At 70.6% G+C, this 12,106-nt stretch carries 6 protein-coding genes; 2 read left to right on the plus strand and 4 right to left on the minus strand.

Annotated elements, in window-relative coordinates; genetic code table 11:
- Positions 1 to 205: 205 nt before the first annotated feature.
- Positions 206 to 3,352, minus strand: a complete 3,147-nt coding sequence (locus LHJ74_RS14010) for an AfsR/SARP family transcriptional regulator (RefSeq protein ID WP_260218333.1) — start codon at positions 3,350 to 3,352, stop codon at positions 206 to 208.
- Positions 3,353 to 3,942: 590 nt separating this feature from the next.
- On the opposite strand from LHJ74_RS14010, the gene LHJ74_RS14015 reads away from it, so the two are divergent.
- Complete coding sequence (locus tag LHJ74_RS14015) at positions 3,943 to 5,976, plus strand: tetratricopeptide repeat protein (protein WP_260218334.1); 2,034 nt, start codon at positions 3,943 to 3,945, stop codon at positions 5,974 to 5,976.
- 58 nt (positions 5,977 to 6,034) lie between these two features.
- On the opposite strand, the gene LHJ74_RS14020 is transcribed toward LHJ74_RS14015, so the two are convergent.
- The 3 genes from LHJ74_RS14020 to LHJ74_RS14030 all read right to left on the minus strand — a co-directional run bounded on the left by LHJ74_RS14020 (position 6,035) and on the right by LHJ74_RS14030 (position 10,647).
- Entirely contained in the window at positions 6,035 to 6,727 is a 693-nt protein-coding gene (locus LHJ74_RS14020) for a hypothetical protein (RefSeq protein WP_260218335.1), read from the minus strand.
- A complete protein-coding gene (locus LHJ74_RS14025) occupies positions 6,724 to 7,956 on the minus strand; it encodes a hypothetical protein (protein WP_260218336.1) in 1,233 nt (410 codons plus the stop codon). Before LHJ74_RS14025 ends, LHJ74_RS14020 begins: the two co-directional genes overlap by 4 nt.
- Positions 7,957 to 8,142: 186 nt before the next feature.
- Positions 8,143 to 10,647, minus strand: coding sequence for a cation-translocating P-type ATPase (locus LHJ74_RS14030; RefSeq protein WP_375546745.1), 2,505 nt, complete (start codon positions 10,645 to 10,647; stop codon positions 8,143 to 8,145).
- 663 nt (positions 10,648 to 11,310) lie between these two features.
- Between LHJ74_RS14030 and LHJ74_RS14035 the strand changes: the two genes are divergently transcribed.
- Entirely contained in the window at positions 11,311 to 12,024 is a 714-nt protein-coding gene (locus tag LHJ74_RS14035; protein WP_260218337.1) for a LysM peptidoglycan-binding domain-containing protein, read from the plus strand.
- Positions 12,025 to 12,106: the final 82 nt, after the last annotated feature.

Consider the following 12,106-nt stretch of genomic DNA (forward strand, 5'->3'; position numbering starts at 1 on the left):
GCGGTACGCTTGAGAAAACGTGCATAGCAATTGGGCATTCTCTGCTCCTTGGGAAGCGCGCACCTAACAGTGACGGAGGCGCGCGCACGGCGCGAATGATCGTTCCCGAGAATCTGATCACGCGGCCGAGCCAGAAGGCAAATCAGAACAGAGCCACCAATCTCCGTGGCTCATTCATCCAATCCGTGCACCCAGGATGCCAACCCTACGGCTGCCCCTGACCCCGTTCAGGTTTCGCGAAATCGTTGCTCTCACGTTCCGTGCATTCGGGGGCTCCAAAGGAATGCCTCACCTCACCCGGGCCCCGGGGATTCCGGCGATCGTGACGGGCGAGGTCTGCCAGGACCTTGAGAGTCTCAGCCTCCTCGTCCGGCGCGTCCATCTGTCGAGCGCTCGCCAGGCTGACTGTGAGGTGCCCGTGCGCTTCTTCGATTCGGCCGGTGCGGTACTCGGCAGCGCCGAGTTGACGCAGCGCCTGGACCCGCTCCCGGGCAGCGCTGATCCGATTGGCAAGGTCCAGCGACGCACGGTGGTAGCCAAGGGCTTCCTCGCTGCGCCCGACTGCCTGCAGTGCCATCCCCACGCCGTTCAAGCTCACTGCCTCGTGGAGTGTGTCGTTCGTGCTGCGGAAGACCAGCAACGCTTCCTGATGCAGGCGCAGGGCTTCTGCCGACTGCCCCGAGAGCAGAAGAACACTTGCGAGATTCATCCTCAGTACGGCTGAATCCGTACGACTGCCCATCACGCGGGCAAGCTCGATGGCCTGACGGTACATGCGCTCGGCCTCCATGGTGTTGGACAGCTTCGCATGAAGCTCGGCAAGGTTGTTCACCACCATGAACTCACCAGTCATGTTCCCGGCGCATTTGTACTTGGCAAGTGCCTCCGTGAAGTTTCCGACCGCCTCCTGATACGACCCCAGATGGAGCTGGGATATGCCGATCAGATTGAGACTCCTGGCCTGGTGGAACTCGCTCGATCCCTGCATGCGAAGAGCGAGGCATTCCTGCCCGCAGCGCAGCGATTCCCGGTATCTCCCAGTGCGCCAGTACGACATGGACATCTGGTAGAGGGCCTCGGCAGACAGACCGCCGTCACTCACCGCCCGGGATATTTCGTACACCTTTTCGCATGCACTCACCGCAGCCGCGGAGTCCCCCGCGTGGGCGAGAGCGGTGTTGAAATCGAGCAGAGCGTAAGCCTCGGCCGTGGTGTCCCCCTCCTCGCTCCAGTGCTCCAGCGCCCTCTCCATGAGCGGGCCCGCCGTCCTGAGATACCCCTCCGCGTCCATGTAGCCGGTGAGGACGTGTATGAAGCAGGCGAGTTCGCGGGCGGACCCGTGGTCGCGGGTGTAGGTGAGGGCGGCGAGGAGGTTGGATCCCTCCGTGGTGAACCAGATGTGGGCGCTGCCCTCGTCCCAGAGGCGGGCCGTTTCGGGGGAGGCGCCGGGGACGGACATGCGCATGCGTTGGGGGTAGGCCTCGCGGTCCGCGAGATCTGCCGCGTGGAGGTACATGTCCAGGAGGCGCTGGACGGACTGCTGCCGCTCTGCCGCGGGCTCCGCTTCCGCCTCGCTCAGGGCGAATTCACGTACGAGGTCGTGCAGTCGGAATCTGTGCGCCCTTGGTTCCGTGAGGAGATGGCAGGCGAGGAGTTCTTCCAGTGCGCTTTCGGTCTCCTCCGTGGAGAGGCCCGAGAGGGCGGTCGCCGCCGCCGTGCCGAATTCGGAGCCGAGGTGGAGCCCGAGGCGGCGGAACACCAGTTGCTGCGCGGGGGTGAGATCCCGATAGGAGAGGGCGAAGGAGTTCCTCAGCTGGTGTGGGCCGTCTCTCATCTCGGGAAGGCGGGTGGGCTTCTCCGCCATGCGCCGGTAGAGGTCCGCCGTGCTCCAGGAGGGGCGGGATTGCAGGCGGCCCGCGGCCATGATGACGGCGAGTGGAATCCCCGCGCAGAATCGTACGATCTCGGCCGCGTCGGCGTCGGGCGAGGTGGGGTGCGTCCCGACTCGCTCGTGGAAGAGGGCGAGGGATTCCTGCTGCGGGAGGATTTCCAGCGAGAGGCTGCGCGCATGCGGGAGGCCGGTGAGACGGCGGCGGCTGGTGATGATGATCATGGAGGGCGAGGAGCCCGGCAGCAGCGGTCTCACCTGCTCCGTGTCGACCGCGTCGTCCAGGACGATCAGTGCGCGGCGGGTCGCCATCGTCGTACGCCACAGGGTGACGAGCTCCTCGACGCTCTGCGGGATCTCACTCCTGGAGGTGCCCAGCTCGCGCAGCAGTTCGGTGAGCGCGGCCGCCGCCCCCAACGGCTCCTGGAACGTGGCGTGCGCCCGCAGGTCGAGGAAGACGCGACCGTCCGGGAAGTGTTCGCGGACGCTGTGTGCGGCGTGCACCGCGAGTGCGGTCTTGCCGACCGCGCCCATTCCGTCAATGGTACGCACCAATGCGGCACCCGTGGGACGTGCGCCGGGCTCACCCGCGCCCTCGGTCAGCCGGCGCAGTTCCTCCTGCCTTCCCACCCAGGGGACGTCGCTCGGCAGGGAGTCCGGCACGGGGGCGGCCGGTTCGCGCATCCGGACGGGCTGCGCGGGCAGGAGTTCGCCGACCGGTGCGCGGTTCAGGATGCCGTCGTGCACCCGGCGCAGCCGGGCCCCCGCGTCGATTCCGTGGTCCGCCGCCATCTGCCGCAACGCGCGCTGCATGACGCGCGCCGCCTCCTCGACCCGTCCGCCCGCGTAGAGCGCCAGCGCGAAGTGCTCGACGAGCGGCTCGTGGCCGGAGTGCCGCTCGGCCAGCGGCGCCAGTTCGGCGATGGCCTCGCTGTAGCGCCCCAGTTGTACCGCGATCTCGGCGCGCAGCAGCGACGCCTCGAAACGGCGGTCCGCGAGAACCCCGCGTATCCGCTCCGCCCACATGCCAGGGGACCCGGCCAGCGGCTCGCCGCTCCACAGGGCGGCCGCCTCTGTGAGCACGCCCAGCGCGTCGTGACTGCGGCCGTCGTCGTGCAGGGTCCGGGCGCGGTCGATGTGGGCGGTGTAACGGTGCAGATCCACCGCGTCGGCCGGGGCGTTGAGCGCGTACGTACGGGCGCTTCCGGCGACCACCGGGGCGTCGTCACCGCCGACGGTGCGGAGGGTGTGCCGGAGGCGGGACACATAGGTGTGCAGGTTCGCGACCGGCCTGCTGGGCGGCAGGTCCCAGACCCTGCCGACCAGGGTGTCGACATTGACCGCCTTGCCGATATCCCAGGCGAGACCGGCAAGGGTCAGCCCCTCCTTGGAGGAACCGAGGACGCGGTGCCGCTCGCCCGAACGCAACTCCACTGGTCCGAACATGCGTATCCGGAGCTTCACCAGCGCCTCCCGCCGGATAGGCCTTCCGCGAACACAAGATTGCCTCAGCTGAGCGAGAGTGACCAGAACAATCGCAGAATGAGGCCGGATCCGGCTGCTTCGCGCCGCCTTCTTCCGACTGGTTCCACAGCCTGCGGATAGCCAGAGTACCAAGAAAAGTGGGGCAGTTGCGCGCCTCATGTGCAACGGCGATACAAATGGGGCATGAAGGGAGCATGGGGGATGAGGATCTGAGCAATGTCTTGCTTTCGGCCATGATTGCCGCCAGTAGCGCGAATAGCTCGGAACCTTTGACAGGTTCCTTGTCAGATCCCTGGCCTGAGTTGGAGGGGATCTTGCGTTCGGTGATCAATACCGACCCTGGGGTCGCCGCCGAATGGCGTGCCGCGTGCGACGATCGCGCACCGTTGTCCCTCGGCCGACTGGCCACCGCACTGTCGCTCCGTGCAGCCCATGACGCGGCTCTGTCGCGCGGGTTACGGCGGTGGTGCGCGGATTATGCACCGCACGCCGGAAGTCCGCGCCCGGCGCCTGCGGGATCCGGGCATGTCAACAGCGTCGGCGGCGGTGCACGCCTGGAGGGGCCGACGGTGCAGGCACGGGACGTGCACGGCGGAATCCACTTCCACCCCGCGCCGCTGGACCTCCCGCCGGTCCCGCGCCAGCTCCCGCCTCCGCCGGGCGCCTTCGTCGGCCGGACCGAGGATCTGCACGCCCTGGGGGACCTGCGCGACATCTCCCCCTCCGCCGCTCCGCAGTTGGTGGTCGTCACCGGCCCGGCCGGGGTGGGAAAGTCCACGCTGGCCTCATGGTGGCTGCGGCAGGGTGCGGAAACCTTCCCGGACGGTCAGCTGTATGTGGACCTGCGCGGCAACGCGCCCTCGGACGCCCTGCCGCCCAGTTCGGTGCTGGAGCGCTTCCTGCGCGCCCTGGGCTCCGGCAGCGTGCCCGCCGACTTCGCCGAACAGGTGGCCCTGTGGCGTACGGTCACCGCACGCCGGCGGCTCGCTTTGCTCCTCGACGACGCGTTCACCGCCGCGCAAGTACGGCCGCTGCTGCCCAGTGGGCCCGGCAGCGTGACGGTGGTGACCAGCCGACGCCATCTGGCCGGGCTCGTCAGTGACGGTGCCGTCCTCCATCCGGTGCGGGTACTGGCCGCCGGTGACGCCGTCGAACTGCTCGCCCGCGGGGGTGGTCGCAGCCGGGTCGAGCAGGACCCGCAAGCCGCGCGGCGGGTGGCCGCCCAGTGCGCACATCTGCCGCTGGCCGTGTGCCTGGCCGCGGCGCAGCTCGCCGCGCGACCTCGTCGCCCGGTGGCCGCGCTCGCCGAGGCCCTCTCCGCCACCGGCCCGCTGGAGGCCCTCCAAGTCGACGGAGACGCCGCGGTACGCACCGCGCTGGACCAGTCCTACGACCTGCTGCCGAAGGGTGCGGCGTACGCCTACCGATGCATCGGGCTGCTGCCCGCACGCTCCGTCGACAGCGGAATGCTCGCGGCCGTCTGTGCCCTTCCGGCTCAGTCGGCGGACCAGCTGCTGGACACACTGATCCAGACCAGCCTTCTGGAGGACGCGGGCGACGATCGCTACGGCTTCCACGACCTGGTCCGTCAGCATGCCCGCCACCGCGGCGCGCGCGAGGACCGGCAGACCGTGCTGCGTCGCTTCGTGGACTGGTGCCTGGCCGGTGCGACGGCAGCCGAGGCGATCCTCTCCCCCAGCCACCGCAACCTTGCCCGCACCTACGAGCACCGCCCGGAGACACCGGTGTCGTTCGCGGGCGACGCGGAGGCCCTGGCCTGGCTCGACGGGCACCGGGACACGCTGATGGCCGCCGTGCGGCACAGCAGCGACTCCGGGTGGCACGCCTCGTGCTGGCAGCTGGTGGACGCCATGTGGCCGCTCTTCCTGCGGCTCCGCCCCGCCGAGCTGTGGATCGAGGCCCACGCGCTCGGGCTTGAGGCGGCGCGCCGTACAAGCGACCGCGACGGCGAGAACCGGATGCTCACCTCGGGCGGGAACGGACTGCGCAACGCGGGCCGCCACCGCGAGGCGGCCGAGTGGTACCGGCAGGCCCTGCGCTGCGCGACCGAGGACGGCGATCTGAGGCAGCAGGCGCAGGCGCGCAACGGTCTCGGGCACGCACAGCTCCAGAGCGGCGAACTCTCCTCGGCCCGCGAGCACTTCGCACAGGCACTGCGGCTGAGGCAGAGCATCGGTTACGAGCGGGGTGTCGCGCTGTCCCGGCTGTCCCTGGGCGAGACCGCCCTGGCGGCCGGGGAGCTCTCCACGGCGATCGGTCAGCTGGAGCAGGCTCACAGCACCCTGATCACGCAGCAGGACGCCTACGACGGGGCCCGTGCACTCGCCCTCCTCGGCCAGGCGCAGGTGCGGGACGGCGCCTACAGGACGGGCAGTGCGCAACTACGGGAGGCGCTGGAGCAGTTCGAGGCATCCGGTTCGGCGCACTGGCAGGCCCGCACCTGCGAGATGCTCGGACAGGCGGCGGAGCGGGCCGGGGATCCGGAAACGGCGCAAGAGTACTACGGGCGTGCCCTGGAGATCCTCCGGTCGATCAGTCCGGCCGACGCCGAGCGGCTGGTGGACCGGATGCGGGGGTTGTGACCGCCGCATCCGGTCGGTTGGCCGCCCGGCGCGGTGCTTTGCCCGGCGGGGCGGGGGCTCAGCTCTTCCGGTACGCCAGCGAAACCTCCGTGTGTCCGGCCACCGTCGTTCCGGCCGCCGGACGGCTGCCGCGCCCGGCCCGGCCGTCAGCACAGCCTTCAGCACGGACGTCACTTCGGCCGCTCAGGGAGAGGCTGCGCAGCGAGGCCACCGCGCGTCCGCCCGCCAGCCAGGCGTGCAGGAAGGAGACCAGGCAGACCCGCTGGTCACGGGTGAGCGCCGCCCCCGGCACGGGCCGTGCCAGCAGCGACCATCCGGCCCGGCACCATGTCAGGCAGCCGCCGTCCCGCAGCAGTCCGACCGAGGCCAGCAGAGCGCCCGGATAGCCGGCCAGCAGCGCCTGGGCGCGGGGACCGGCCTGGCGGGGCAGGGCGGGAAGCGCCGCGTGAAGGACGTCGGCGCTCTCCGCCCAGCGGTCGCCGCCGCCCGTGCCGGGCTCCGCCCACAGATGCACATCGCCGCTCCACCGGTCATGGTCACCGGAGGACTGCGGCACCGTGCCCGTATAGGGCGCCCACGGCACCCCGAGGGGGCGGACCGTGGCGCACCACGCCGCGCCGTCCGTACGCGCCAGCAGCGTCCGCCGGTTCGCCCGTCCGGCGAGGGGACGGCGGGGAGGAACGGCACCCGCGCAGGCACCGGCTCCTGCCGGGGCCCCGCTCAGCCGCACCTGCGCGAACCAGCCGCTCATGCCGGCACCCCCCAGTCCCGTTCCCCGCAGGAGTCCAGCGGTGCGGGCAGTGGCACCGGCTCCGTCTCCGCCGCGTATGCGGGCTCCCCCAGCTCCAGCAGCCGGTAGATCAGCTTGCGCATGCGCCGCGCGAAGTCGCCCGGCGCAGAGGACAGCCTGGCGCAGACCCGCGCGTAGTCCTGCGGCCTACGCTCCGCCGCGGCGAAGTCCAGCTGTTCCCGCAGCGGGTGCACCGGATCGAGCGCGCAGGACGCGGCGGCCAGCAGGGCGGCGGGTGAGGTCGTGGAGACCTCGGTGTGCGGATAGCAGGCCAGCAGGATCGGTGCTCCCGTCAGCGCGCCATAGGCGGTGACGGAGCCGTGGTCACCGATGATCCGGTCCGCCGCGATCAGCAGGCCCTGCCAGTCCGACTCCGGTGGCACCAGTGCCAGTCCGCGGCGCAGGCAGCCCGACAGCCAGCCCCGTACCTGCCATCCGCCGTGGCCGGACCAGACGTTGGGATGCAGCAGGGCGGCGACCCGGTACTCGTCCGGCGGCAGTTCGGCCAGCAGCCGGGGCAGCAGCGTCTCCAGCTTCCCGAAGGCCGAGGACGGCCCCCAGGTGGAGGGGACCACCACGAGCCGCTGCCCCTGCGTCAGGCCCAGGGCCCGCCGGTATTCCTCGCGCCGCGCCAGGCTCGCCACGATGCGGTCGTGGCAGGGGTCGCCCACCACCGTGGCCACGGGCAGCGCCTCCGGGCAGCCCACGGCGAGCTGAGCCAGATCCTCGTCGTGCGCGAAGGCGACGGCGGCCGGTATGACCCGTCCGTCGCTCATCAGATGCTGTCGGCTCACCATGCCCGGGGTACGGGGCAGCTCCGCCGGACCCGGACCGGTCGGGGTGCGGAGCAGCTTGATCTGCCCCGCGCCGTGCGACAGGCGGATCAGCGGGGCCCGCACCTGCTCGATGCCCCGGGATCCCGCCGCGAGCGCGAGGTCGAACTCGGAGCGGACCGCGAGCTCCCAGGGGATCACGGTGATCCCCCGGGCCCGCAGGTAGTCGCCCGCTCCGTCACTGAAGGCGTGCGGCGCGAGCGCGAACACCACCTGGATCCGCCTGTCCCCCCGGACGAGCGAAAACACCTCACGCAACCGCTGTGCGTAGGTAAGGGTGTGGATGACGACGAGGATGCTCTTGCACCCCGACGCCGTCACCCACTGGCCCTGCTGAACGACAGCCGGCTTGTTCATCCCACTTACTGGAGACACAGACTTCCCCCATGAATGTCGGTGTGTTTCATCCGTGGGGTGTGTGCCCGTGGGCTGTCGCAGACTTCTTGCAGAAATCTCGACGAGGTCTTGCGGATGCGCATGCGTGCCCCCGCTGACCGCCGCGAACGCCATGGTGGGCAGCGCGCGGCGGTCCCTCGCCCGCTTTCAGGCGCCGATGAGCGCATCCGTTTTCGTCGTACGGCGGCGGAGCACGGCCCAGGTGACCTCCAGCAGGAGCCCCGCCCCGGCCGCGATCGCCACCGAAGTCCAAGGGGCGCGTACACCGACGAGCTCGAGCTGGAAGAACTCCTGCGCGAACGGCACCACGAGCACCACTGCGAAGGCGGCGCCCATGGTGAGCACCAGGGCTATTCGCCACCAGGTGTAGGGGCGGGCGATGATGGCGAGCGCCCACAGCGCCACCAGGAACAGTGTCAGCGTGGCCGCCGAGGTCTCCGCTTCGAGGTTGCCGTCGTAGACGTGCCGCGCGTACAGGTACGCGGCGAACGTCGCCACCGCCGCCAACAGGCCGGCCGGCAGGGCGAAGCGCAGTACCCGGCGGACGAAGCCCGTCCTGGCACGCTCGGCGTTCGGAGCGAGCGCCAGGAAGAAGGCCGGGATACCTATGGAGAGCGAGCCGACAAGGGTGAGGTGGCGGGGCAGGAAGGGATAGGGGACCTGGGCGATCACGACCATGATCGCGAGCAGCACCGAGTAGACGGTCTTGGTCAGGAAGAGGTTCGCGACGCGCTCGATGTTGCCGATGACACGGCGCCCCTCGGCCACCACGGACGGCAGGACCGAGAAGTTGTTGTCCAGCAGGACGAGTTGGGCGACGGAGCGGGTCGCCGGGCTGCCCGCGCCCATGGCGACGCCGATGTCGGAGTCCTTCAGCGCCAGCACGTCGTTGACGCCGTCGCCCGTCATGGCCACGGTGTGGCCACGGGACTGGAGCGCCTGCACCAGCGCACGCTTCTGCTGCGGCCCCACCCGGCCGAAGACGGAGGTGCGCTCCGCGATATCCGCGAGTTCCTCCGGATCCTCGGGCAGTGTGCGGGCGTCGACCGGGTGTTCGGCGCCGGGGAAGCCGAGGCCACGGGCCACGGCGCCGACGGAGAGGGCGTTGTCTCCGGAGATTATCTTTGCCTGCACACCCTGCTCGGCGAAGTAGCGCAGGGTGGCGGGGGCTTCCTTGCGGATGCGCTGCTCGATGACGACCAGGGCGATGGGCTCCAGTGCGTCGGCCGCATCGGCGGCGGGATCCGGCAGCCCTTCCATGACTGAACGCAGTGTGGCGGCCGTACGGACGAGGAGCAGGACGCGCAGTCCGGCGGCGCCGTGCTCGTCCACCTCCGTGAGTACCGGATGCCCGGGGGGGAGCAGCGCGTCGGGTGCGCCGAGCAGCCAGGTGGCGGTACGGGCGCCTGCGCCCTGTCCGGGCTGACCGGGCACCGGCTCAGCAGAGCCGGGCTCAGCGAGCATGGCGCCGCTCCAGCGGCGGGCGGAGGAGAAGGGGGAGCTGTCGAGGACCTCCCAGCCCTCCGGTGCCGGATACGCGTCGATGATCGCCTGCATCGAGGCGTTGGGCCGGTCGTCGGCCGTGCCGAGCACCCCGAGCACGGCCTCGGCCGGTGCGTCCTGCGCGAGCAGCCGCACCTCGGAGACGTCCATCGCGGTCTCGGTGAGCGTGCCCGTCTTGTCCAGGCAGACGACGTCCACTCGGGCCAGGCCCTCGATCGCGGGCAGCTCCTGCACCAGACAGCGCTTCTTGCCCAGTCTGACGACGCCGACCGCGAAGGCCACCGAGGTGAGCAGCACCAGTCCTTCGGGCACCATCGGCACGAGTCCGGCGACCATCCGCCGGATGGCCTCGGCCATGTCGTCGTCGTTGCCCACGGTCAACTGGCTGATGATCAGCGCGATGCCGGCCGGAATGATCGCGTAGGTGACGAACTTCAGGATGGTGTTGATGCCACCGCGCAGTTCGGAGCTGATCAGAGTGAACTTGCTCGCCTCTTCGGCGAGCCGGGCGGCGTAGGCGTCACGGCCGACCCGGGTGGCGGAGAACGCGCCCGCCCCGGCCACCACGAAACTGCCCGACATGACGGTGTCGCCGGGCCGCTTGAGAACCGGGTCCGCCTCGCCGGTGAGGAGCGACTCGTCGACCTCCAGGTCGGCGGCCTCGGCCACCACGCCGTCGACCGCTATCTTGTCGCCGGGCCCCAGCTCGATGAGGTCGTCCAGGACGATCTGCTCGGCGGTGAGCGAGGCCGCCACGCCGTCGCGGCGGACCATGGGGCGGCTCTCGCCGACGATGGCCAGCTGGTCCAGAGTCCGCTTGGCGCGGACCTCCTGGATGACACCGATCAGCGTGTTGGCCAGGATGACCCCGCCGAAGAGCGCGTCCTGCACGGGGCCCACGGCCATGATGATCACGAACAGGGCGCCCATGATCGCGTTGATGCGGGTGAACAGGTTTCCCCGGATGATCTCGCCGATGCTCCGGCTGGAGCGGACCGGCACGTCGTTCACCTGCCCGGCCGCCACCCGCTCGGCGACCTGGGCCGCGGTCAGGCCCTGCGCGGAGACGACGGGTGCCCGTTGCTCCTCCTCGCTCGCCGGTGGAGCGGTGGCGTCCTCCGCTCCGACGGTGTTCAGCTGTTCAGCCACTCTCCGGGCCCCTTCATATGCGGATTGCTATGACGTGCGGTGTTGAGTGCGTGCTCGGTGGTGCGCGGACCGGTGCCGCACCGCGCTGGACCCCTACGAACGTAGACGGCCGGGGGGAGCCGCCGCCAGCTACCCCGGTACTACGTGCCCCCTACTGGGGTCGGGTTCAGCACCCGGTGGGGCTAGGGCGCGCCCTAGCCCCACCGTGTGAGGCTTCTCTCCCGCCGGCCGGTGCGGATATCGGCTGTCGTATTCGTCCGTGTACGGCACCACCTGCGAGGACGCCGGTTCCCGCGCTCCGGTTGAGCCGATGGATCGCGGATGCCGGTCTTTGTGCCTTCCCGAGGGGTGTGCGTACTGTCGCATCGCCCGTCAACTGACGGGCGCCCTGGGCCGTCCCGCCGAATCCTGCCGGCGGTCGAGGGGGGCATTCGACGCGCAAGCGCCGATGGCAGGAGCGGGGGAACCACGTAGCGGTTCCTCCTCCGCGACAGGGAGCATGCGCCTGCGCGGGCGGGACCGTGAGCGCCGCGCCCTCCGGGGTGCGGCTCGGGGGTGGAGACACCCCCTAGGGGCGACATCGTGCGCAGCCGCGTACGGACGGGCACTCATCCGGCCCGGGTCCGACAGCTCACCTCGCAGGCGTCGGTGAGGAAGAACGTCATGCTCTTTTCCGGTAGTGGCCGTCATCGTCGTCCCAACAAGTCGGCCCGCATAGCCACCTTCGCCGGGGTCACCGGTGCGGCCGTGGCCCTTCCCCTGCTCTCCGCGACGGGCGCCCAGGCTGCCTCGGTGGACACCTGGGAGAAGGTCGCCCAGTGCGAGTCCGGCGGTGACTGGTCGATCAACACCGGCAACGGTTACTACGGCGGTCTGCAGTTCTCCCAGTCCAGCTGGGCCGCCGCCGGGGGCACGCAGTACGCCCCGCGCGCCGACCAGGCGACCAAGCAGCAGCAGATCGCCGCTGCCGAGAAGTTGCTGGCCATGCAGGGCCCAGGCGCCTGGGGTTGTGCGAGTGCCGGTGGCCTGACGTCCGGCGGCCCGTCGGCGGACGTCAGCACGGAGGGTGGCGGCAACGGCGACGAGCAGCCGCAGAGCGAGGCCCCGGCCCCTGCCCCGTCCCAGCCCCAGAAGCAGGCGGCGCCCCAGCCGGAGCCGCAGCCCCAGCAGGAGACCCCGCAGCCGGCGCAGCAGCCCTCGCAGTTCGGCGGCAACTCCGGTGGCAACGGCGGGGATTACACCGTGAAGTCCGGCGACACGCTGGGCACGATCGCTGAGGCGCACGACACCTCCTGGAAGCAGCTCTACCAGGACAACACGTCGGTAGTCGGCGGTGACCCCGACCTGATCCTCCCGGGCCAGCAGCTCGCGCTCTGACCCCGAGCGCTCCGGGTCGCCTGATCCCGTAGCCCGTGCCCCGTCCCCCCGGGGCACGGGCTACGTCCGTCTCGGCGTGACA

It is taken from the genome of Streptomyces gossypii, assembly GCF_025165795.1.
Classification (GTDB): Bacteria; Actinomycetota; Actinomycetes; order Streptomycetales; family Streptomycetaceae; genus Streptomyces; species Streptomyces gossypii.

Bases quoted from the DNA above. Each gene is read 5' to 3' on its own strand.
- LHJ74_RS14020 (WP_260218335.1), bottom strand. From the start codon at position 6,727: ATGAGCGGCTGGTTCGCGCAGGTGCGGCTGAGCGGGGCCCCGGCAGGA.
- LHJ74_RS14025 (WP_260218336.1), bottom strand. From the start codon at position 7,956: ATGAACAAGCCGGCTGTCGTTCAGCAGGGCCAGTGGGTGACGGCGTCG.
- LHJ74_RS14035 (WP_260218337.1), top strand. From the start codon at position 11,311: ATGCTCTTTTCCGGTAGTGGCCGTCATCGTCGTCCCAACAAGTCGGCC.